We start from the raw sequence: 23220 nt of genomic DNA, 5'->3' as shown, positions 1-23220 counted from the left end.
CCGCCCGCCGCGGATCGGGGGCTGACTGTGACTGCGTACACCGCGCGTACGGACCTGACCCGCGCCGAACAGGCGTGCGCCGAGGGCGAGTCGGCACTGACCCGGGCCGACACCGCGACGGCCGAGAGCCTCTTCCGGGAGGCGTTGGGTCTGGTCGGGGTGGCTCCGGGGGACACGAAAGACACGGAACCCCAGGGTGCCGCGAACGGCGGCTTCGGCCAGGGCGGCGGGAACGGCGGCTTCGGCCAGGGCGGCGGGAACGGCGGCTTCGGCCAGGGCGGCGCAGACCCGGTGCCGAACGGCGAAGGCGCGGCCCGGATCGCCGCTCGGGCCCTGACCGGGGCCGGGCGTGTGATGCTCGCGCGCGGCGAAGTCGACGGTGCCGTAAGTGAGTTCGAGCGGGCCCGGGCCCTGCGGCCCGCCGCCGCGGGGCCCTTGCACTGGCTCGGCTGCGCCGCCGCGCGCCAAGGGGACCTCGGCGCCGCGGAGCGCCACTTCACCGCTTCCCTCGGCTGCGCCGTCCCGCACGGCAGGAGCCTGGTCCAGCGCGCCTACGTCCACGCCCGCGCGGGCGACCGCGACGCCGCACTCGCCGACCTCCGCGCCGCCTCCCTGTCCGCACCCCTGGACGACGAGGCCCGCTGGGTGCTCGCCGTGCTCTCGGGCCGCTCCGCGCGCGAGGTGGCGCTGCGGCTCCGCAGGGCGGCGGTCACCTCGCTGACCGGCCTCGGCGAACGGCGCGGGCCGACGGACGCCGGGGAGTGGGAACGGGCCGGGCAGCTGATCGCCGCCGCGCGCGGGCTCGACCGGGCTCCCCTGGCGTACGCCCCGCTGCACGCCGTGGCGCTGGTCCGCTCGGGGCGGCGCGAGGCCGCCGTCGAGCTGCTCAAGGACGCCGTGCGGCACGACCCCGCCGACCACCGGGTCACCCACGCCCTCGCCCTGGCCCTCCTCAACTCCCCCGACCTGGAAGGCGAGGAGAGGCGGGAGAGGGGGGAGGAACGAGAGGAGCGGGAGGAGCAGGAGGAGCGAGGGGAACAAGGGGCACAGGAAACACAGGCAGCGCAGGAGGCACAGGAAACACAAGAGGTACGGGAGACACAGGAGGCACGGGAGGCACAGGAGGCCCCTGAAGCGCAGGGAGCCCAGCAAGAGAAGGAAACGCAGGAAGCGCAGCCGAGGCAGGAAGGGAACTCCGCGTGGGAGCCCTGCGTCGCCGCCTGGGCCGCCGTACTGCACGACGCCGGGTTCTGGGAGCGTGTGCGGGCCACCGCCGCCCGGCGCTACGGCGTCGCCGTGGAGGACTCCCTCGTGCCCGTCCTGCGCGCCGGACTGCGCGAGGTGCTCGAACGCCGTATGCCCGGCGACGAAGCCGCCGGTACGCGCGTCGCGCCGGGACCGCTGCTCCAGCGCGAGGCCGACGCGGCGAAGCTGCTCGCGGCCGTCGGCGGCTTCCCGTCCGCCGAAGGCGGCGGCGTCCCCCTGTTCTGCGGGCCGCTGCGCATCGCGGAGCTCGGCAGGTCGGCGGAGTTCGGCGCGTTCGCCGCCGCGCAGGACGAGTCGGGCGCGTACGCCTCCCTCACGTACGCCTTCTCCGAACTCGGCTTCGCACAGCTCCTGTTGGGCCAGGACAAGGCCGCCGACGCCCTCGCCTCCCTCTCCGAGCTGCGCTGCCCCGGCTGCCGGGCGGGCGGGAGCGCGACCGGCGCCGCGGCCGTGTGCGAGCCGGGGTGCGCCCGCTTCGACGAGCTCAACCCCGGCTATGCGGGACTCCCGGACAAGCACCGCAGGCTCTCCCTCGACGCGCGGGGCCTCGCCCTGGAGGCCCGCCTCGTCATGGGGCGCACCGAACTGACCTGCGCGCGACCGGACTTCGGCGCGGCCGCCGCGTACTGGCGGCGCGCCCTGGTGCACAGCAGGGAGCTCGAGCGGTACCGCGAGACGCAGACCGCCATCGTCGACATGGCGCTCGGCGCGGCGCGCGCGGCCCACCGCGAGGGGCGGCTGAGCCTGGCCGTGTCCACCCTGGAGACGACGCGCTCGGTGATCGGCGCCAACGAACGGGCCCGCCTGGAGGGCCAGTTGGCGCGGGTCCTCGCCGACCGCGGCATCTCCGTGGCCAACGACGAGGAGGCCCTGCTCGACCAGCCCGCCGCCGACCTGCGCCGCTCCGTCGCCTTCAACCCCCATCTGCTGCGGGCCCAGGTCAGCCTCGGCGTCGTCCTGCGCGGGCTCGCCGCGGCCCGCTGGACCTCGGGCAGCCTGTCCGGCGCGCGGTCCACCCTGCGCGAGGCCATCGACCAGCTCACCGCCGCGCTGGCGCTCTTCCCCGACGACCCCGACCTGGAGGAGCAGCGGGAGGCCGCGGTCTCCGACCTCAACCTCGTCATGTGGCAGCCCGACGTGAGCGAGCAGTGACGGCCGTGCTCGCCTACGAGGAACTCCGCATCCGGGTCCGCCGCGTCGGCGCGTCCCGCTATCTCGTGACGGCGGGCGGCCCGGCGTGCGCGGCCGAGGTGATCGCGGTCGGCGGGGAACCCGCGGCGTTCCGCGAGCAGTGGGACCGGCTCATCGCCTCGGAGCTCGGGTTCGCGCCGATGGGCGAGCAGCACACCGCGGCGCAGCTGCGGACGCTGGGGCGCGGGGTGTTCCGGCTGCTGTTCGGCGGCTCCGACGCGGATGCCGGTCAAGGCTCCGGCGAGGAGCAGGAGGCGGCGGGCGGCGGCGCGGACGGCTCCTGCGAGGGTGTCGGCGCCCGCGTCGGGCTCTGCGTCGACACCGCGCTGGACCGCGCGCAGCGGATGCGCCCGGCGCGCGGCCTGCGGCTCCGCTTCGACCTGCCGCCCGAACTGCGCGACCTCCCCCTGGAGTCGCTGTGCGCGCCGCCCGGCAGCCCGCAGCAGTCCCTCGCGCTCAACCACGGCTATTCACTGGTGCGTTCGCTGCCGGGCGGACCCCTGGGGCAGCGGCTGCCCGACCCCGCGGACGAGCCGAGCCTGATCCGGCTCCTGGTGGCGTGCGCGTCCCCCCGAGGCCTCGATCCGCTGCGGGCCGCGGCCGAGGTGGCCGCGCTCCGCCACGACCTGCCCGAAGTGGCCGTGCAGACCACGGTGTTGGAGCGGGCGACGCGGGCGGGCCTGGAGGCGGCGCTCGGCGCGCACTCCGACCTGCCCACCGCCGTCCTGCTGATCGCGCACGGGACGTACGACCACGAGCTCGGCAAGGGCGTGGTCGCCCTGGAGACGGAGAGCGGCGGCATCGACCGGGTGCCCGCGGATCTGCTCAGCGGGATCCTGCTCAAGGCGCAGCGGCTGCGGCTCGTCGCACTCAACCTCTGCTCCGGAGCGGACAGTTCGCACCTCGAACCCTTCTCCGGACTCGCGCAGGCGCTGATCGGCGGCGGCGTGCCCGCCGTGGTGGCGATGCGGGGCAAGGTGAGCGACGTGTCGGCGGGCGCGTTCAGCCCTGAGCTCCTGAAGGGCATCGCGACCAACAAGACCGTCGACGAGTCCATGGCCGCCGCGCGGCTGCGCATCTCCCACCAGCCGGAGCACACGGCGGTGGAGTGGGCGACGCCCGCGCTGTTCCTGCACGAGGAGTGCAGGCAGGGCTGGCTGTTCAAGGCGCGGGAGGTCCGTGACGACGCATGCGGGACGGGGGCGTCGGCGGACCCGCTGCGCGAGGGCGCGGAGGCGCTGAGCACCTTCCAGAACCCCTACGGGCACGTCGGCGCGGCCGTTCTGATCGACGCGGCGCGCTTCCAGCGGGACCTCGGGCACTGGGCGCAGGTCCAGCGGATCCTGCGCACGCAGACCCAGAGCTACGCCGACGAGCAGCGCCGCATGCGGGCCGAGGCCGCCTTCGAACTGGCCTGGCCCGAGCTGGAGAAGCTGTGCGCGCTGCTCGCGGACGAGCGGGACGCGGCGGGCGCCGAGGCGCAGCTCGCGGTGGTGCGGGAGCTGCTGCCCGGCCCCGTGCCCGGCGCGCTGGCGGCGGAGGTGGCCGGGCTGCGGCGGCTCACCTCGCTGATCGACCAGGCGCGGGCCGCGGAGGCCGCGGCCGACTGGGCCACGGCGATCGACCGCTACGAGGAAGTGCTCGCCGCGCGGCCCGGCGGGCCGCGGGACGTGACGGAGCGGCTCGCGGCGGCGCGTGACGAGCTGCACGTGGCGCGGACCTGCGAGGAGGGCGAGCTGGCGCGGCGCGCGGGCGACTGGGGCGCCGCCGCCCGGGCCTACGCCGCCGTCCTCGCGCTGCGCCCGGGTCACGTGGTGGCCACGGCGTGGTCCTCCTACCTGGCCGGGCGGGCCGCCGAGGCGAACGGGGACTGGGCGGCCGCGGAGTACGCGTACGCCGCGTGCGCGGACCTCGACGACGCGGCGGGGCGGGCGGCGCATGCGCGGGGGCGGGCCGCGGCGGAGTTCGGGGACTGGGCCGCGGCGCGGGACGCCTTCGCGCAGGCGGGGCCGGGCGCGGAGGCCTGGAGTGCGTATGCCGCGGGGCGTGCGGCGGACGCGGAGGGCGCGTGGGAGCGGGCCGCGGAGGGCTATGCGGCGGCGGGCGATCTCCTGGACAGTGCGGTGCGCCTCCTGTTCGCGCGGGGCCGGGCCGCGGTGCGGGCCGGACGCCTCGCCGACGCGCTCACCGACCTGGCGGCGGCGGACGCGCGGGGCTGGGACACGGAGCCGTGGCTGAGCGATCTGCGCCGACGTGTGTACGAGGCCGCGCTCACCGCCACGGAGGCGGCGGACTGGCAGTCCGTGCTCACCCATCTGACCCCGCTCCCGGACGACTACCGCGCCACGCGAGGCCTCAGGCACTACGCGCAGGGGCGGTCGGCGGCGGTCGCCGGTGACTGGGCCGCGGCGGCGGAGGCGTTCGGGGAATGCCTGGCCGCCGGGGGCGGCAAGGCGGGCGGGCCGGGCAGCCGGGACGGGCGCCAGCCCCTGGGCGCGGACCGCGAAGGGGGCGGGGGCGGGGGCGGGGACGGCGAAGGGAGCGGAGCCGGGGACGGGGACGAACGCGGCCGCCCCGCTGAGGCCCGGCACGGGCGCGGCGACTCCACTGAAGACAGGCACGGGCGCGGCGACACGGCTGAGGCCCGGCACGGACACGGCACCACCGCTGAAGACCGACACGCACACGGCACCACCGCTGAGCCCCGGCACGCACACGGCAACCCCGCCGAAGACCCGCACCGACACGACACCACCGCCGAAAACCGGCACGCACACGGCAACCCCACCGAAGACCCGCACCGACACGACACCACCGCCGAAAACCGGCACGGGCGCGGCAACCCCGCCGAAGACCCGCACCGACACGGCAGCCCCGCCGAAGGCGCGGATCTGCGGTCGAGCGGGGCCGGGGGGCGGGGGCGGGCTGCGGATACGCCGTCCGGTCCCGCGGATCGCGTTCCCGCCGACGCGCACGCCCTCCACGCCTATGCCCAGGGACGCCTCTGCCAGGAGCGGGAACTCTGGGACGAGGCTCTCGCGCTCTTCGCGGGGCTGCCGTCGGAGTTGGCCGACGTCCCCGACCGGGTGCTGTACTCCCGCGGGCGGGCCGCCGACGCGCGGGGCGAGTGGAACGGCGTCATCGACGGCTTCGGCCGGCTGCCCGACACGTACGCGCACGGCGAGGTGGGCGTACGCCGCCGGTACGCACGCGCGCGTGTGGCCGCCGATCTGCGCGGCGACTGGACGGCGGTCCTCGGGCTGCTCACCGGAGTCCCGGACGAGGCCCGCGAGTGCGCGGCGGGCGCCCTGCGCCGCAAGGCGGAGGGCCGCAGGGCGGAGGAGGCGGACGACTGGACGACGGCGTGCGAGATCTACGCGAAGGCGTTTCCCGGGGGCGCACCGGACGCCGCCACGAGCGCGCCGGAGGAGCGTGCGGACACGGCGGCCCCGGCCCCCGACCCCGAAGCCATCCACCTCTACCGCTACGCCCTCGCCCGTGCCCACGAGGCGGCCGGGCGCTGGCAGGAGGCGCTCGGGGTCCATCAGTCGATGGACGGCGCGTGGGCCGACGTCGAGGTGCGGCGGCGTTACGTGCAGGCGCGGATCGCGGAGGAGTGCGCCTCCGGGGGCGATGACTGGCGGGCCGTCGGCGAGGCCTACGCCGCGCTGGAGGCGGACGGGGTGCGGGGCGTGGACGTCGCCTCGCGGGGGCGGTACGCGCGCGTGCGGGCCGCCGCGGCCGAGGGGGACTGGGCGGGTGTGGCCGCCGAGGCCGACGCCCTCGGGGAGCACCGTGACGCGCCCGCCGTCGCCGCCTACGCGCGCGGGCGCATCGCCGACGCGCACCAGGAGTGGCAGCGGGCCGCCGACGCCTTCCGGCAGTGTCCGGGACACCGGGACGCCGACGCCCATCTCGCCTACGCCGAGGGGCGGTTGCTGGAGGCCGCGGGGAAGTGGAGCGCGGCGATCACCGCGTACGACCGGGCCTGCGGCGCCCTCGACCGCGCCGACGTGCGGTGCCGCAGGCTGCGGCGGCTCATCGGGCTGCTGCCGTGGGCGGACGGCCTCACCAGCGCCCCCCTGGTCGCCGACCCCTTCGCCGTACGGGACCAGACCTTTCCGTATCTCGCCCTCCGGGACGCGGGCGTGGACCCCGGCGCCTCCATGGACGTCGTCAAGAACGCCTCGTACGCCTTGCTCGAACGCGGCACGATGTCGTGGCACGAGCGCGTCGCCCTGGAGCGGCTCCGGCTGCCCGGCCGGCGCCTCCGGCTCGACGCGCTGCTCTACCGGTGGTCCTCCCCCGCCGCCCTGCGCGACGCCCTCGCCGAACTCTCGCCGGACGAGGGCCCCGGCCTCCTGGACGCCCTGTGCGAACGCTTCCCGCGGGACGCCCCGCTGCTGCTCCTGCTCGCCAGGGACCGCGAGGCCGCCGCGGCCGAGTGGGAGCGGCGCCTGACGGCGGCGCCGGGCGACATGGCCGTGGTCCACGGGCTCGCCGCCGCCCGGCTGTGGCAGGCGCAGGAGCTGGAGCAGAGCGGCGCGTGGGAACACGCGGTGGCCGCCTGGGAGTCGGCGCTCGCGTACTGGGCGACGCTGCTCAGCGACGACGGGTACTGGGACGGCTGGCGCGCCGAGCGCGCCGCCTGCTACGAACGCGACCTGACGCACGAGGACATGGCGTCGCTGCGCTGGGAGCTCAGCCAGCACCTCTTCGGCCAGCTGTCGGCCTACGAGCAGCGGCACACCGAGCAGGACCGCCCCGAACAGGCCGACGCCTACCAGGCGTTGGCGGGCGTCCTGGAGTCGGAGCTCGGCGGCGCGCGCGTCCTCAAGGACGTGGGCGGGCTGCCGGACGTGCCCGGCGCGGGCGCCACCCTGGCCTGCGGGCCGCGCTATCTGCGGCTGCTGAACCTCCAGGCGCCGCTCGCCGAGCTCGCCGCGCAGCTCGACGCGGCCGCCAAGGAGGGCAAGGACCCCGGCGAGTACACGGTGCGCGAACTGCGCTGGGCGTTCTCGGAGTTGGCGCAGAGTTTCGCCCTGTGCGAGGTGCGGAAGTTCGAGACCGCGCTGCGCGCCCTGCCCGCGCTGCGCACCCTGACCACCCTGCCGGACGACTGCGCGGGCCCCGCGTCGGCGGCGTGGCACACCGAGGAGTGCGGCCACTGCCAGGACTTCCTGCGCCGCAACCCCGCCTACGTCCGTCTGCCGCGCCGTCACGCCCGCCTCCTCCAGGACGGCGTCGAACTCGCCGTGCACGTCCGCCTCTCGCTCGCGAAGACCGCCCTGACCCGCGGCGACGGCGGGCTCGACGACGCCCTGGAGCAGTGGGGCGAGCTGGTGAAGGTGTCCCGCAACGCGGGCATGCAGGCCCGCTCGAAGAAGGCCGTGATCCGCACGGTCCTCGGCCGCGTCGAGGCGCTCACCGACGAGGACGGCGTCCAGCTCGGCACCTGTCTGGACGAGGCCGTCACGCTCGTCGAGTCCGTCATCACGGTGCTGCACCCGCTCGACCGCGACCTGCTCGGCCAACTGCACGCGAAACTCTCGGCGTTGCTGTCGATGCGCGGTGTGTGGCGCGGCTACACCCGCACCAGGCACGGCATGCGCTCCGACGTGTACGGCGCGGAGGCCGACCTGCGCCGCGCCCTCGTCCTCAACCCGGAGTCCAGCCACGCCCGCGACAACCTCGCGCGCGCCCTGGTGTTCACCCTCGACGACCGGACGTACGAGGTGCCCGAGCGCCTGGAGTTGCTGCGCGAGGCCCTCGCCCTCCTGGACGTGGGCCTCGGGCAGGCCCTGACGCACCGCTACCGCGAGACGCTCGGCGAGGCCCTGGACGAGATGGAGAAGCTGCTCACCCGGCACCTCGGCGTCGGCGGCATGGGCGACCTGATCCGCAGCGACGGCAAGGAGACCCCGCCGGACGACGACGATCTGCCCACCTGGGCCGCGGAGTTGACCGACCGGGCGGAGCGTGCGCTGCGCGGCGGCGACATCCTGTGGGCCCTGCACCACCTGATCCGCGCCACCCGCGCGGACCCCACCGACAGCCGGATCCGCCGGGCCCTGCTCGACGCGGTGCGCCGCTGGCTCGTCGAACTCGTACCCGGGCGCGGGAACGGCAAGAACCGAGAAGGAGGCAGCGTCGCGTGATCGAGGACCCTTCCGCGAGCTGGGACGGACCCTTTCCCTACGGCGCGCTCGCCCCGGCGGGCGTGACCCCCTGGACGTCCCACGCGGACATGCAGGACGTCTCCTTCGAGCTGCTCGCCCGGCACCTGATGACACCGGTCACCCAGCAGGCGTGGGACGAGCTGCGCAGCGTACGCCGCAGACTGCTCGTCGACCTCCTCCTGTACGACGTGGACCTCGCGGCCGAACTCCCGCTCGTCCAGGCCGACATCGACCGCGAGCTCGCCGGGGAGAGCGGGCCGCGGGACGTGCCGGCGCAGCCGCTCCCGGAGGACGACGCGCGCCTCCTGAACGACCTGATCCGGTTCGATGTCTGAGCGGGGCCAGGATCCGACGGCCCGGCTGGCCTACGAGCACGCACGCGACATCGCCGCCCGCGACGCCGCCCACCGGGCCCTCACCGAACGCCTTCTGCTGCGCTGCGCCGACGTCCTCGACTCCTTCGACCGGCTCCTCGCGGACGGCGCGGGGAGCGACGTGGAGAGGTACCGAAGGAGTGTGGCGCTGATCGCCGGGCAGTTGGAGCGGGCCCTGGCCGAGGAGGGGCTCGAACGCGTCGGGCACGTCGGCGAGCGGGCCGAACCGGCCACGCACCACGTCGCCGAGGTCCGCGCGGCGCCCGCCGGAACACAGGGCGACGAGGTCCTTGAGATTCTGCAGCGCGGGTATCGATACCGGGGGCAAGTGCTGCGCGCCGCCCGGGTGGTCGTCGCCGTCGAGGGCGGCACGGAGCAAGGGACGGAGCGGGAATGAAGGCCATCGGCATCGACCTCGGCACCACCAACAGCGCGGTCGCCGCCCACGATCCGCACCGCGCGGACATCGCGGTGCTCACCAACAGCAAGGGCGAGCGGCTCACCCCGTCCGTCGTCGGCGTCGTCCACCGTGACGGCAAGGACCAGCCGCTGGTCGGCGAGGACGCGCTGAACTGGGCGATCCGGCAGCCCAAGGAGACCATCGTCTCCGTCAAGCGCCTGATGGGGAGGGACTTCGCGGACGCGTCGGTGGCGCGGGCCCGCGACCGGATGAGCTACGAGATCGTCGCGGGGCCCGACGAGGATCCGCGGGCGCACGTGTTGCTCGCCGGGCGCGCCCGCACCCCCGCGGAGATCTCGAGTGTGATCCTGGACAAGCTGGTCAGGGATGCCGCGCGCACCCTGGGCGAGCCGGTGACGCACGCCGTGATCACCGTGCCCGCCTACTTCCGTGACGCGCAGCGCGCCGCCACGCGCGAGGCCGCGGAGAAGGCCGGCCTGGTGGTGAAGAAGATCGTCGACGAGCCGACGGCCGCCGCGGTCGCCTTCGGTCTGCACAAGCCGGGCGGCGCCCGCAGCCGGGTGCTCGTCTACGACCTGGGCGGCGGCACCTTCGACATCTCGATCCTCAACGCGGTCAAGGACCAGGAGGGCAGAAGCCAGTTCCAGGTGCTGCGGGCGGCCGGTGACATCTGGCTGGGCGGGGACGACTTCGACCTGGCGATCGTGGAGCGGATCATCGCGTGGATGCGCGAGGAGCACCACGTGGACCCGTCGGGGGACAAGGCGTTCCTGTTCCAGGCGAAGAAGGCCGCCGAGCGCGCCAAGCGGGAGCTGAACGACCTGCCGGAGACGTACATCGTGATCCCGGCCGCGTACCGCAGCGAGAACGGCGTCCTGGACGTCGAGATGAAGCTGACGCGCGGCGAGTTCCAGGGCATGATCGCGCCGCTGGTGGCCAGGACCATGAACCTCGTCCAGGAGTCCCTGGGCCGCTACGAACTCTCCACGGACGACATCTCCGACGTCCTGCTCGTGGGCGGCGGCACGCTCACCCGGCCGGTGTACGAGGCGGTCGAGGCGTTCTTCGGCGCGGAGAAGGTGCGCAGGAACATCAACCCCATGGAGTGCGTCGCCTTCGGCGCGGGCGTGCTCGCCGAGACGCTGCGCGGTGTCGAGTGCTCGGACCCGGAGTGCCGGTGCGTCAACGAGTACGGGGCGGAGGCCTGTACGGCCTGCGGCAGGGGCCTGGCCGACGGGCGCTCCAAGGGCGACACGGGCCTGTACGAGTCGACGCCCATGGCGATGGGCATCGCCGCGATCAAGGGCAACCAGCGCGACGTGTTCGTCGAGATCATCGAGGCGGGCTCGCCCTATCCGCTCTCCGAGCCGCGTCAGCGCACGTTCCACGCGACGGACAGCCGCCGCATCCGCGTGCCCGTGTACGAGGGCGACAGCAAGGTGGCGAGCGAGAACCACGAGCAGGGCGTGGTCGAGTTCGAGCTGCCGCAGGAGATCGAGATCAACCGCCAGGTGGACGTCTCCTTCAACTACTCGGCGGACCGCATCATCACGGTGAAGATCTCGGTGCGCGGCACGGACATGGTCCTGGAGGCCACGCCCAACCGGGAGAAGCCGCGCACCCCGCCGCCCGAGCCCGTGGAGGAGCTGGACAGCGCGGTGCTGCGCGAGCAGCTGGGCTTCGCCGAGCGGGAGGCCGACCACTTCCTGAGGCGGTACGGGCCCTACATCGAGCCGGTGCAGGCGATGAAGGTGCGCCGCGACATCGAGCAGGCGCAGCGGGCGGCGGCGATGGGCGACAGCGGCGAGTACAAGCGCCTGACCGAGCTGCTGCTCGACGACATGTACCGCCAGTGCGGTCTGGCGAGCCAGTTCCGCCAGGCCGAGCTCGCCTCGGAGGGCGCGCCGCCGGAGACGGTGCGGCAGATCAACGAAGCGGTCGAGTACGTCAAGCAGGCCCACCGGCAGGGCAATCGCGTGCAGACCGCCCAGCAGGCGCGCAACCTCGTGAACCTGGTGGCGGTGGCCCAGTCGGAGCGGGCCGTGCCGACGCTCCCCGACAAGCCGGACTACAAGGGCATCCTGCGGTTCGCCGGAGAGACGGCCGGCGGATGACGCAGGCGCGGCCGGCGCACCGGCCGGCGTCGGGGGCCGCGGCCCCGGTCAGCCTCGGCATCGACTTCGGCGCCACGGGCGTGCGGGCGCTCTTCGCCCTGCCGGACAAGCCGGGGCGGCGCCTCGAACCGGAGTCGGGCGACGGGCCGTGGCTGCTGTGCGAGCCCGCCGACATGGGCGAGCTCCCGGTGACCTTCCCGAGCCTCAAGAGCCGTCTGGGGAGCGGGCGTCCGGTGCGGATCGCGGGCAAGTCGTTCGACGCGGACCAGCTGGTGGTGCGGCTGCTGCGGTCGGTGCGCGAGCGCGTGGAGGCGGCGGCGCCGGGGCGGGTGGCGCAGACGGTGATCAGCGTGCCCGCGCGCTTCGGCTCGGCGCAGCGGGCCGCGCTGCGGGACGCGGCGCGCGAGGCGGGCCTGGACCCCGCGCGCCTGGTGAGCGACTCCATGGCCGCGGTGATCGGCCACATGACGGAGCGGGACAGCGGCACGTGCCTGGTCTACGGCATGGGGTACGAGGGGTTCGAGATCGGCCTGATCCGCAGCGTGCGCGGTCACTTCCGCTCCCTCGGCTACGAGGGCGGGGTGACGTCGGGGGGCCGGGCGTTCGACGCGGAGACGCTGTCGTCGGCGGTGCGGCTGCTGCGCCGGCACCGGGGCGCGGGCTGGGTCACCGGGGTCGACGCGTCGGTGTGGCAGGGTCTTCGCGCGCGCGGGCAGGAGGCACGGGAGGCGCTCGGCGCGCCGGGCGGGCCGGAGGCCGCGGTGCTCGACCTGGAGCTCGGCGCGGGGCCGCCGTTGTGGGTGCGGTTCGCGCGGCCCGACCTCGACGCGTATCTGGACCGGCATGTGCGGCGCACCCTCGACCGGGCGGAGGCGCTGCTCGACCAGTCGGGGATGACGCCTTCGGACGTCGACACGCTGCTGCTCGTGGGCGGCAACACCCTGATGGAGCAGGTGCGTTCACGGGTGGCGGGGCTCGGCAGGAAGAGCGTGCAGGCACCGCCGGAGCTGCTCGCGCTCGGCGCCCTGAAGCATGCGGTGCGGCTAGCGGGCGGCGCCGCGTCCTCCGGTCCCGCCGCCCTGGAGGAGGGCCCGCTGGAGCCGGCCGCCGCGCCCCAGGACACCCTCTCGGACGCGCCTCCGCTGGCGGCGACGCTGGTGGGCGCGGAGGAGCGGGAGCCGGGCGGTGCGCGGGATTCGGGTGTCGTACGGGACGCACGTGGCGGGCCGGGTCCACATGACGGGCGGGACCCGCGTGGCGTACGGGATCCGCGTGGCGTACGGGATGACGCGGGCGCCGCGCGTGAGGCGGGCGACGGCCGGGAGTCCCGTGGCGTGGCGCGGGCGCGGCTGCTCGCCCGGCAGGGACGCGAGGCCGAGGCCGCCGCGCTGCTCCGGGAGATCATCGCCGAGGCGCAGGAGCTGCTCGACGGCCTGGACCGCCGCCCCCCGGGACCCGACCCCGCGCCGCCCGCGCGGTCGGAGGTCCAGCCGGCCGCGTCGGCCCGCGCCGCGACCTCCCCGCCCCCCGACCCCGCCCCGGCCCTCGACTACACCTCGCGGCGCCAACTCGCCCGCGCCCAGGCCCTGTTGTCGCTCGGCAGGTACGACCACGCCGTGCAGGCGGCGCACATCGCCTGGCAGGACGCGGCGACCAGGCCGACCGGGGCCGACATGCTGGACGCGATGATCGACGTGCACTGCGCGGCCGCGATGGCCGACATGGCGCCGGAGCACTTCGCCGACGCCGAGCGGTGGCTCAACTGCGCGTACGGCCACGACCCGACGAACGTACGGGTGCGCGGGCTGCTCGCCGAGCGGACCTACCGGCACGCCGTGGAGCTGGACCGGCGGGGGCAGCGGGATGAGGCGATTGAGGCCCTGGGGAAGTGTCTGACGTGGGATCCTGAACACGCCGACGCCGAGGCGCTGTTGAGGCGTTTGAACCGTGACGGCAGGAACCGGCGTGGCAGGGGGGACGTCCTCGGGTAGAGGGCCCGCGATCCGCCCCGTGAGCCACCCCCGCAAGCCAGGGAGGATGAGGTTTGACGCCCGCACAACTGCTCGACAAAGCCTTGATCGTCAAGGAGTTGCGGCGGCTTGCGGCCCTGCCCGAGCTCTCGCCGCGCGCGCCCGAACTGACCGTGCTGCACCAGGACTTGGCGGCGGACTCGCAGCTCGACCGATGGGCCGAGGTCGACCTCGTCCAGACCTACGTACGCCCCGAGAGCGTGCGGCCGCCGGCCGAGCGGACGTCGGGGCGGCACGACCGCCTGCTGGAGGCGGCCCTCGGCGTGCTCGTCTTCGTGCCGCTCCTGATCACCTGGTTCGGTCTTCGCGAGGCCGTGCGGGCTTACGGCGAGCTCGCCGCGGAGGACGCCGAGCAGTCCACGCGCCCCTTCCTGCAGCTGTGGCAGTCCGGCTTCGGCGGGCACCTGTCGTCGCTCGGCCGCTTCGAGAACGTGGCCCTGATGGCCGTCCTCCTGATCGCCCTGCTCGTCGCGCTCTCGGTGTGGCACGCGCGCGTGCGGGTGCGCGCCGAGCGCGAGGAGGACACACAGGAAGCCCGGCGCGACAGGCTGCTCGCGGAACTCGCCTCGGTGCTGACCCGCACCCAGATGCTGGTCGCGCCCTGTCGCAGCGCGTCGCCCCAGCAGTTCACGGCGCAGCTGACGAAAGCCGCGCAGGACATGCAGCAGGCGACGCACAAGGCCCAGCAGAGCCACGCGGCGCTCTCGGGCGCGACGGCGTCGGTGACCCGGGCCACCGACGCGCTCAAGCAGGCCGCGCTGTCCCTCACCAAGGAGGTGCCCAAGCTCGGCGACGCCGCGGCCCGCATCGACACCACCCTGCGCGACGGCACGGCGCAGACCGTCAAGGCGGGACAGGACAACGCGGCGGCGGCCCGCGGGATCGCCGACCACGTCAGGTCGGCGGGCAGCACCGTCGAGGCCTCCCTCAAGGCGCTGGTCGCGGCCCAGCAGTCGCTCGTCGCCAAGTCCGAGTCGGTGGCGAAGGCGACCGAACTGGCCTCGCAGGCCCTGGTGTCGAGCACCGGCCGCACCGGCGACGCGGTGGACGGCATGCGCGAGGCCACGGAGCGCTGGGACGCGGCGGCGGCCCACTGGCAGGACGCGGCGGCCCGCCTCGACGCCCGCATGGACACGCTCGCGGGCGCGCTGCCCTCGCTGTCACTGCCGCCGCAGGGCGGGACGCACGGCGCGTACAACGGCGGCGGGTCGGTCAACGGTGGCGCCAACGGCCGCCCCGGCGAGGCGAGTTCGGTGCCCTCACCCGGCCGCCCCGCCGCCGACCCGCCGCTCGACCCGGCGCCCGACGCACCCCTTGACGCCCCGACGACGCGTCTGCCCCCGCCCGCGCCGAGGGACGGAGGCGCCGCGTGACCCGACCGCGGCCGCGGCGGCGGCGCGGCGGGCGCCTCGGGGCCGTCATGCTCGCCGGGTGGCTCTTCGCCGATCTGCTGCTGGTGCTCGCCCTGGTGTCGATGGCCGACCGGCCCGACCCGCAGGCCGACGACCGGCCCGGGCCCGGGCCGTCGAAGAGCGGTGAGTCGTCCAAGAAGCCCACGGGGCCGCGCTCCGTGGACCGCCACCCCCAGGAGTTCGAGGTGTCGGGCAGGAAGAAGGGCGACCTCGTCCGGCAGATCGCGAAGGACACCCGCAGGTGGTCGGGGCGCGAGGCCGCGCTCGTGCTCACCTTCGGCGGCAGCGCGAACGGCACGGTCTACGCCCACCGCGTCAACGGCCTGCTCGGCGAGGCCCGTCCGGAGATGTTCACCAAGAAGACGGCCACGGACGACTACCACAGCCTCCGCAAGCCCGCCGAGACCGCGGTGGTCCGCGTGTACTTCTACACGGCGCCGGGCGACTGAGCCCATGGCCGTCCTGCGCCCCGGCGAACACCCGAAGGCGAGCGGCGCCCGCCCGCCGCTGCCCGCCCTGCCACGCTGCCCCGGCCTGCGCGGCTACGTCCACCTGCACGAAGCCCTGCGCCAGTTGACGTTCCGGCACGCGGCGGACGTGCTGCGCGCACCGGCCCCCGCCCCCGCCGCGAACTCCGTCTTCGGCACGCTCCCGCGGGCCGCCACGGACGACGGCTTCCGGGTGCTCGACGGCCTCTGGTTCCCGGGCCGCGGCGGCATCTGGCAACGCGTCGACCTGCAGTTCGTCCAGCGGGCGCGCGGCCAGTGGCTGTCCTGTGCGGACCCGCGCGCCGACACCGCGGCGGCCCTGGTGGACACCCTGGAGACCCTCGTACGGGACGACGCGATGGGCCTGCGCCGCCTGGTCCTGTGGGAGGTGTGCTGCCTCCTGAGGGACGGCGGCGAGCGTCCCGGCGAGGCCGAGGCCGTGGCGCTCGGCGTGCATCGCGACGAGGCGAAGGTGCTCGCCTCCGCCGTGGCCGCCGGCTTCCCCGCGGCGGGCCCCGCGCGGCACGCCGCCGAGACCCTCAACGACGTATGGCCCGGTGTGCGGCTGCGCGAGGCCGAGCGTGTCGTGGCGCGGCTGCCGCGCGCCTCCGTCTACCCCGACGACCCCGACGACCACCGCCTCGCCGCGCTCGTCGACGGCGTGCGCGCGCGGGCAGCGCGGGTCGCCGAGCTCACCGCCGAGGGCGCCGCCGCGGAGTCCACCGGCGCGCTGCGGACCGCTGCCGCCGCCTGGCTCGGGGCGCTCCGCCTGGCCAGGGACGACGCGGACGCCCAGACGGGACTGCTGCGCGTGGCCGCGCTCCTCGCCGACGACGCCTTCGCCCCGGCCGAGGCGGCGGTGCCCGCCACGACCGACGAGCGGGCGGTGCGCCTGTCCTGGTGCACGCCGCCGCGACGGGCCGACGGAGTCACGTACCGCGTCCTCCGCTTCCCCGACGGCGCCCCGCATCTGGCGGTCGAGACGGCGGCGGGCGTGCGCGGGACCGGCGCCGTGGACGCGGACGCGCCCGTGGGCCGCTCCCTGCGGTACGCGGTCGTCCCGCTGCGCGGCGACCGCATCGCCGGGGTGCCGCGCGTCACCGCCCCGGTGCTGGTCACCCCGGTCGTGACACGGGCGCACGCCGCCGTGGTCCCCGGCGGGGTGCGGCTGAGCTGGCGGCCCGACCCGGCGGCGGCCGAGGTGCGGGTGACGCGCTCCGGCACCGCGGCGGACTCCGCGGGCTGGGGCGGGGCGTCGCTGGTCCGGGTGGAGTGCGCGCACGACGGGGTGCTCGACGTGCCGCTCGCCCCGGGGACGTACACGTACGAGGTGCGGTGCGGCTATCGCGATCCGGACGGGGACCTGGTGTGGTCCCGCGGCGTCACCGTCACCGCCCACGCCGAGCGCTGGCCCTCGCCGGTCGAGGAGCTCACCGTGCGGCGGCACCCGGACGGCGACCGGGTGACCCTCGCGTGGCGGCCGCCCGACCTGGGCGACGGGGTGCTCCTGCCCTGGACGGCGGGGCCCGTCGCGCCGGGCACGGACGTCTCCGGCCTGGTGGGCGGCATCGACCGGATCCCGGCGACCGCGGCGGGCGCCGAGTCGTGCGCCGAACTGACGCCGCCGCCCGAGCGGCGGATGCGGGTGACGGCGGTGAGCGTGCTCGGTGAGCGGGCCGTGTCCGGACCCAGCGTGGTCATCGAACACCCGGCCGCCATAGGGGATCTGACGGTACGTCGGGTCGCCGACGACCGTGCCGAGCTGTTCTTCGCCTGGCCGGAGCCCGCGGTCCTGGTGCGGGCGGCGTGGACCGACGGGCGGCGCGGCGGCGAGCAACGCCTGCCGCGCAGCGCGCACCGGGCGGGGCGCGCGGTGGAGCTGCCCGTGTCCGCGGCGGAGTGCGTCGTGACGGTGGTGGCGCTGCCCCGGCCCGACGCCGTGGCGATCGGCACCGAACCGGCCCGCGCGGTCCTGCCCGCCGCTCCCCCGCCGCCTCCGCCGCCCCCTCCGCCGCCCCCGGCGCCGCCCGCGCCGCCCTGGTGGGCGTGGTGGCGGCGCTGGTGGCGGCCGAGGGCTCAGCCTCCGGCCACGGGGGCCGGGCCCGCGGCTACTCCTTCACCACCGCCTCCGTACCGCCCCCGAACTCGATGAGCAGACCGGACCGCAGCGCGATCGTCTTGCCGGGGTCCACGTCGCGCACGGTCCCGTCGTCCTTGCGCGCCGTCCACACCGACTTGGTGCGGTTGGTGAGGCCGAACCTGCCGCGCTGCTGCGGGTGTTCGGTGACCTCGCCGACCACGGCGGAGAAGTCGTGCCGCTCCGGGTCGTCGCGCAGGTGGTGGGCGTAGACGCGGGCGCTCGGGGCGAGCCTGATGCCGCGCCTGGTGCGCAGCGTGCCGGTGCCGGTGACCAGTTCGAGGCGGGGCGGCAGCTTCAGGGTGGTGCGGCACTTCCAGCAGTTGGGCGGCGCGCCGTCGGGCTGGGTGAGGTTCTGCTTGCCGCAGACGCCGCACTGCGTGATGGCGTCGAGGACCTGGCTGAGCGCGTCGCGCCACTGCGTCTCGCGCACCCGCAGCTTGGGGCTGTGCAGCCCGTCCGTGAACGTCTGGACGAACAGGTCGCGCAGGATCTGCGGCAGCGCGTTCCAGCTGGCGACGATGGTCGGCTGCTCGCCGGCCACCGGTCGGTTGCGGGTGTCCTTCGGGTCGTACACGAAGACGGGGTCCGTGCCGTACAGCTTGCGCTTGGCCGCCGGGTCGAGGCAGCGGACGCCGAACTGCTGGGCGCCGTTGAAGGGATGGTCGTTCATCAGGAGGTAGAAGAGCAGCACGGCGAGCGAGTGCAGGTCGCTCTGGGTGCCGGGCATGGCGCCCTTGTCGCCGCGGACCAGCTCGGGGGCCATGAAGTCCATGGTGCCCGCCACGGCGGCCTCGGCGCCCTCGACGACGGCGTTGTCGTTGTCGCAGACCAGGACGTCGCCGGTGCGAGGGTCGAAGAAGATGTTCCCCCAGTTGATGTCGCGGTAGGCGATGCCGCGGGAGTGCAGGGCGCGGTAGGCCTCGACGGTGTGCAGCGCCACGGTCACCAGGGTCCGCATCGTCGCGGCGGACACCGAGGGATCGCGCCGGAAGAGCGCGGGCAGGTCGCAGAAGCGCGCGGGGCGTACGTCCATGAGGTAGCCGAAGCCGGGCTGCTTGCCCGCGGGGTCCATCACGATGGAGCGCGGCCACAGGAAGCGCGGGTCGTCCCAGCCCTTGGCGATGAGCCCCTCCAGGATCTCCCGCTGGCGGGCGTCGGCGAGTTGGGGGTAGTACCACTTGACCGCGCGGTCGCCGGTGGGCGTCTGGACGCGGTAGACCTCGCCCTGGCCGCCGGAGCCGAAGAGGTCGGCGACCTTGAGCTTCTCCCCCGACTCGGCCACCAGGGTCTTTCCGGCGGCGAGCATGCCGTTCACCATTCTGTTCCTCTCTGCCCTTATCGTTCGTCGCTGCGCTGTGGGGGCACCGCTATGGCGCCCACGAGGGTCGTGTCGTCCCCGGAGAACTTGGCGGCACGCCCCAGCCAGTCCGGGAGTTGGGCCTGCACCGCCGCCACGCCCTGGTCGGCGGCGCGCTCACCGAGCCCGGTGGCGAAGTCCAGGAAGCCCTGGTGGTCGGCGAAGCTCTTGGAGAGCCCGTCGGTGGAGAGCAGCACGCACGGCGGGGCGCCGCCGGTGAAGGGCTGCCAGTGGGAGCGCATCTTGCGCCAGGGCTCGGACTCGCAGAGCGAGTCGGTCTCGTCGCCCATGTCGGGCCCGGTGGACAGCGGGGTGTGCGGGGCGCCGCCCTGGTCGACGACCACGATGTCGCCGTCCCCCAACTGCCAGCAGAACAGCATGTGTTCGGTCAGGACGGCACCGATGAGGGTGCTCCCGTAGGCGGCGAGGTCGGGCGGTCGCGGCCGCTCCGGCGATCTGGTGCGGGCCGCCGCGCGGAGCGAACGGGCGCCGCGCGCGGGTGAGTTGCACTCGTGCAGCAGAGTGCGCTGGTGCCAGCGGTGACCGACGTGCTGGGGCAGCCGGCGGGCCTCCTCGCGCAGGGCGGTCCAGCCCGCGGCGTGGCCGCCGACGCGGACCGCTTCGTACGCGAAGGACCTCGCGCACGCCGTGAACTCCTCGACCGCCCAGCGCGCCCCGAGGTCGCTGCGGAAGTGCGCGGCGCTGCCGTGCCCGTCGGCGACCGCGAGGACGATCGCGCGGTCCCCGGCGACGGACAGCGCGGTACTGCGGTCCTGGCTGTACCTCTTGGCCACGCCCTTGACCGCGCCGCTGAGCAGGGTCCAGGGGGCGGTCGCCGCGGGACCGGGTCTGGTCGTCGTCTCCGGCCCGGTCACCAGATGTCGTCTTCGCCCTTGGTCATCGACGGCACGTCGATCGGCGTCGCCTGCTTGCCGGCGTCGTCGACCTTCGGTGTCGAGGCGTCCTTGACGACTGCGGTGGACATCCAGCGGATGGCCGCGGCGAGCTGGCGGGGGTTCTTCGCCTGCAGGGGCTCCAGTTCGGGGTTGCCGAGGAACTCCTTGAGCATGCTCTTGTCGGCGTCGTCCCCGATGGCGACCGCGACGCGCACGGCGCGCTTGCCCCACGGGGTGGCGTCGATGGCGCGCAGCCCGGCACGCCAGTCGTCGGTGGGCTGCCCGTCGGAGGCGAGGGCGAGCACCGGCGGCAGGGCGCGCTGCGGCATCGGCGGGGTCTGCAGCGCGCCGGCCGCCAGCTTGAACGCGGCGCCCATGTCCGTGCCGCCGTAGATGTGCACGTCCTCCCAGGAGAACCGGTCCACCGGCGTGGGCTCGCTGACGTGCCAACTCGCCCCGCTGGCAAAGGTGATGGCGCGTACCAGGAGGGATGCGGCGGGGTTGGACTGCGCGGCCTGCTGCATCTCGGGGATGGCTTCGCGGATGGCGAAGTTCAGCTCGCCGATCTTGCCGTTCACGCCCATGGAGCCGGAGCAGTCGAGCATCCAGATGAAGTGCACGGGGCGGCTGGCCATGCTGCCGCCGGGGAAGTTGTCGGCGATCGTCTCGCTGGTGTCGCTCACGCTGGTCCTTTCGTGGGGAGGTGGAGAAGGGGTTGCGGGGCCGGGAGGGCGCACACGACGCGGTCCCGGGCCGAGCGCGGGTCGAGTGCGGTCAGTGCCGCCCCTGGGTCACCCGATGACGCCATGCCGTCCATTCCTGTACGTCCTTGCCCTCCCGCTGCAGCACGGTGGCCACCTGTCCGAGGTGGTGGTGGTCGAGGTGCGCGAGGACGGGCGCGAGGGCGTGCTCGAGGAGCTCCTCGGCGACCGTGCGCCACTCGGGGGTGACGCCGTGCCGCTTGCGGGGCCGCCAGATGTAGAAGTACGCGGCCACCTCGGCGGGCTTGTAGGGGAGTTCGCGCACCCTCCGCTCGCACTGCCGCTCGTCGAGGAGCTGTGCGCGGTAGGTCCTCAGCAGGTGGGGGCCCGCCGCGACGAGGATCTCCAGGCCGTGCGACTCGCACACGTCGAGGGGGTTGGCGGCGGCGAGGGCGCGGCCCACCCGCTCGTCGATGCCCTGCCGCAGGACCACGTTCAGCGGGGTCACCTTCCTGCCCAGCTCCCTGAGGCGGTCGACGGAGCGCCGGCTCAGGCGCACCCTGCCGTCGACGAGGTCCTGGGCGATCACCAGCAGGTCGGCGGTGTCGCGGTCGCCCGCGCCCAGCTGGCCGTCGGCCCGCATGGTCCTGGCGAACTCGACCAGTTCGGTGTCGCAGTGGTCCGGCTCCTTGACCCAGCCGATGACGCGGCGGCCGAGGCCCGCCTCGACGATGAGGCGGGGCGTGCAGGTGCGGGCCACCCAGGGCTGCTCGGAGCGGTCCGGCGGGCTGTTGCGCCACACGATGCGCCACAGCAGCCGGAGCGTCTTGACGTCCTCGACCCGCCCCGTGGAGAGGAGTTCGGTGAGCCGTTCGAAGAGCCGTGCGCCGCGCAGGTGGTCAGGTGAGCCGCTCCAGTGCGCGGCGGCCGCGGCGAGGCGGACGGTCAGCGGCGCGTGGTCGATGTGGCGCCGCAGCCACTCGCCCTGCGGGGAGTCGGCGAGGTCCCGCAGGCGGTCCAGCTTGCGTTCGTTGAAGTCCTTGATGAGCTGGGCGAGGACCCTGCGGGTGAGGGGGAGGTCGTCGAGCTCCGTCAGGACCCGCACGGCCCTGGCGCAGTCGCGCCGCTCGGGGTGCAGCAGGGCGTCGGCGAGGCGGCCCACGGCCTCGGCGATGCCGGGGCCGTCGTCGGCACCCGCAGCGCGGGCGAGCCGCAGCGGTTCGGTCCAGGTGTCGACGGGGTCGCGGAGCCGGGCGCGCAGGGCGTCGTCGGCCCGGCCGCCGTACTCCTCGCGCAGCTCGCGCCAGGCGTCCTGGCCGAGCGGCAGCCCTTCGAACGAGGCCAGGTCGGGCAGTGTGCCGCGGGAGCGGCAGGCGTCGATCCTGTGCCTGACGAGGGCGAGGGCGAGGGGGCGCGCCGCGAGGGCGCGGTCGCCGTCGAGTCCGCGGCACAGCCTGTCCAGGTCGCCGAGGGTGCGGGGGTCGGACTCGCCCCTGGTCACGGACTGGGTGAAGGCGTCGATGACGGCACGCAGGGAGTCACCGCTGAGGCCGGCGAGGTCGGCACCGGAGAGGGCGCCTGCGCCTGCCCCGTCGCCGCTCCCTGCCTCCCCCCTCGTCGCTTCTGCCGCTCCTGTCGCCCCTGCCCCTCCCACGATCAGCGGGATCAGCGCGAAAGGGTCCTCGGCCCGCCCGGCCGCTCCGGGCGCGGGGCGCGGCGGGTTGCCCGCGAGCCAGCGCTCGGCCGTGAGCTGGGCCCAGGCGTCGAACTCGGGAGGCGGGCTCTCGGGGCCGCCGGTGGCGTCGTGCACCCGGTACAGGTACTCGACGGTCGCGTCGTCGGAACGGTCGAACTCCACGTCCGGGCCGATGCCGATGATCTGCTGCGGGGCGCCGCACGGGTCGGTGGTCCAGGTGGTGAACGTGAGGGCGGGCACGTACGCCTCGGGCAGGGAGGCGCAGGCGAGCGCGACCCAGCGGGCCACGCTCTCGGAGTCCTCCTCCACGAGGACGATCTGCCGGCCCGCGGGGTCCTCGAAGAGGCGGCGCACGTCGGCGAGGAAGGGGGCGACGCGCTCGGCGCGCCGCCGGGCGAACTCCACGAGGATCTCGCGGTCGAAGTGCGCCTCGGGTACGGGGAGTTCGGACTCGACGAAACCGGCGCCGAGACGCTCGCCGGCGCCCGGCTCCCAGGTGGCGGAGCGCCAGGTGTCGATCGGCCACACGGGGCCGGGGCCCGGGGTGTCGGCGCTCAGGTGCAGCGCCTCCACGCGCTGTCCCGGCAGCGCCGCGCACAGGAGGCGGCCGCCGTCCGGGAGCAGGCTGTAGCTCAGCTCGGACCCCGCGCCGATCAGGCGCTCGACCGCATCGCTCAACGCGGCGCTCTCCACGTCGAGTTGGTGTTCCTTCTGCCCTCCCGCGTCCGCGGGGACCAGACAGGGGGTTCCGGTGTCCGGCTCCTGACCGAGCCGGTAGCTGAGGCGACGGATGGCCATGCCACATTCTGACCAACGGCGGCGCCGGACCGCAGGCCGTCCGCCAAGTTCACCCCCGTATCGGCACACACCTTCCGCCCCCGGCCGAGCGCGCCCCTCCTCTCGTGCGCCCTTGCGCGGCACAGCGGTTGGGGACACCGTGGGCACGTCCCGCACC

Annotated in this window: 13 protein-coding genes; 9 read left to right on the top strand and 4 right to left on the bottom strand. The window is 75.1% G+C overall.

Going from position 1 to position 23220, the window contains the following annotated elements:
• Positions 1-27: 27 nt before the first annotated feature.
• From ACZ4D5_RS29675 to ACZ4D5_RS29635, 9 genes are read left to right on the top strand one after another with little or no spacing between them, the layout of a single operon-like run.
• The gene (locus tag ACZ4D5_RS29675; protein WP_467775509.1) at positions 28-2418 is read left to right on the top strand and encodes a hypothetical protein; all 2391 of its coding nucleotides are present in this window, start codon (positions 28-30) and stop codon (positions 2416-2418) included.
• Positions 2391-8615 (top strand): CHAT domain-containing protein, encoded by a 6225-nt coding sequence (locus ACZ4D5_RS29670; protein ID WP_467775508.1) that lies wholly within the window; start codon positions 2391-2393, stop codon positions 8613-8615. Before ACZ4D5_RS29675 ends, ACZ4D5_RS29670 begins: the two co-directional genes overlap by 28 nt.
• Positions 8612-8971 carry a hypothetical protein gene (locus ACZ4D5_RS29665; RefSeq protein ID WP_467775507.1) on the top strand — a complete coding sequence of 120 codons (360 nt, stop codon included), beginning with the start codon at positions 8612-8614 and terminating at the stop codon, positions 8969-8971. Before ACZ4D5_RS29670 ends, ACZ4D5_RS29665 begins: the two co-directional genes overlap by 4 nt.
• Positions 8964-9407, top strand: a complete 444-nt coding sequence (locus ACZ4D5_RS29660; RefSeq protein ID WP_467775506.1) for a nucleotide exchange factor GrpE — start codon at positions 8964-8966, stop codon at positions 9405-9407. Before ACZ4D5_RS29665 ends, ACZ4D5_RS29660 begins: the two co-directional genes overlap by 8 nt.
• Entirely contained in the window at positions 9404-11545 is a 2142-nt protein-coding gene (locus ACZ4D5_RS29655; protein ID WP_467775505.1) for an Hsp70 family protein, read from the top strand. Before ACZ4D5_RS29660 ends, ACZ4D5_RS29655 begins: the two co-directional genes overlap by 4 nt.
• Positions 11542-13536, top strand: coding sequence for an Hsp70 family protein (locus tag ACZ4D5_RS29650; RefSeq protein WP_467775504.1), 1995 nt, complete (start codon positions 11542-11544; stop codon positions 13534-13536). The genes ACZ4D5_RS29655 and ACZ4D5_RS29650 overlap by 4 nt, the downstream gene beginning before the upstream one ends.
• Before the next feature lie 53 nt (positions 13537-13589).
• A complete protein-coding gene (locus ACZ4D5_RS29645) occupies positions 13590-14948 on the top strand; it encodes a hypothetical protein (RefSeq protein WP_467775503.1) in 1359 nt (452 codons plus the stop codon).
• Positions 14945-15436, top strand: coding sequence for a hypothetical protein (locus ACZ4D5_RS29640; RefSeq protein ID WP_467775502.1), 492 nt, complete (start codon positions 14945-14947; stop codon positions 15434-15436). Before ACZ4D5_RS29645 ends, ACZ4D5_RS29640 begins: the two co-directional genes overlap by 4 nt.
• 4 nt (positions 15437-15440) lie before the next feature.
• Complete coding sequence (locus tag ACZ4D5_RS29635) at positions 15441-17627, top strand: hypothetical protein (protein ID WP_467775501.1); 2187 nt, start codon at positions 15441-15443, stop codon at positions 17625-17627.
• Here the strand turns inward: ACZ4D5_RS29635 and ACZ4D5_RS29630 are convergent.
• The 4 genes from ACZ4D5_RS29630 to ACZ4D5_RS29615 form a co-directional block, all read right to left on the bottom strand.
• A complete protein-coding gene (locus ACZ4D5_RS29630; protein WP_467775685.1) occupies positions 17584-18930 on the bottom strand; it encodes a protein kinase domain-containing protein in 1347 nt (448 codons plus the stop codon). The two genes, ACZ4D5_RS29635 and ACZ4D5_RS29630, sit on opposite strands and share 44 nt — an antisense overlap.
• Before the next feature lie 20 nt (positions 18931-18950).
• Positions 18951-19847, bottom strand: a complete 897-nt coding sequence (locus ACZ4D5_RS29625) for a PP2C family serine/threonine-protein phosphatase (protein WP_467775500.1) — start codon at positions 19845-19847, stop codon at positions 18951-18953.
• On the bottom strand, positions 19844-20503 hold the full coding sequence (locus ACZ4D5_RS29620) for a vWA domain-containing protein (RefSeq protein WP_467775684.1): 660 nt from the start codon (positions 20501-20503) through the stop codon (positions 19844-19846). Before ACZ4D5_RS29620 ends, ACZ4D5_RS29625 begins: the two co-directional genes overlap by 4 nt.
• 139 nt (positions 20504-20642) lie before the next feature.
• Positions 20643-23063 carry a GTPase-associated protein 1-related protein gene (locus tag ACZ4D5_RS29615; protein ID WP_467775499.1) on the bottom strand — a complete coding sequence of 807 codons (2421 nt, stop codon included), beginning with the start codon at positions 23061-23063 and terminating at the stop codon, positions 20643-20645.
• Positions 23064-23220: the final 157 nt, after the last annotated feature.

This window comes from Streptomyces sp. NPDC025651, assembly GCF_055558735.1.
This window is presented reverse-complemented; position numbering and strand designations above follow the sequence as displayed.

Coding starts and splice junctions, on each gene's coding strand:
- ACZ4D5_RS29620 (WP_467775684.1), bottom strand. CDS start 20,503: ATGGCCAGCCGCCCCGTGCACTTCATCTGGATGCTCGACTGCTCCGGC.
- ACZ4D5_RS29660 (WP_467775506.1), top strand. CDS start 8,964: ATGTCTGAGCGGGGCCAGGATCCGACGGCCCGGCTGGCCTACGAGCAC.
- ACZ4D5_RS29650 (WP_467775504.1), top strand. CDS start 11,542: ATGACGCAGGCGCGGCCGGCGCACCGGCCGGCGTCGGGGGCCGCGGCC.
- ACZ4D5_RS29635 (WP_467775501.1), top strand. CDS start 15,441: ATGGCCGTCCTGCGCCCCGGCGAACACCCGAAGGCGAGCGGCGCCCGC.
- ACZ4D5_RS29655 (WP_467775505.1), top strand. CDS start 9,404: ATGAAGGCCATCGGCATCGACCTCGGCACCACCAACAGCGCGGTCGCC.
- ACZ4D5_RS29615 (WP_467775499.1), bottom strand. CDS start 23,063: ATGGCCATCCGTCGCCTCAGCTACCGGCTCGGTCAGGAGCCGGACACC.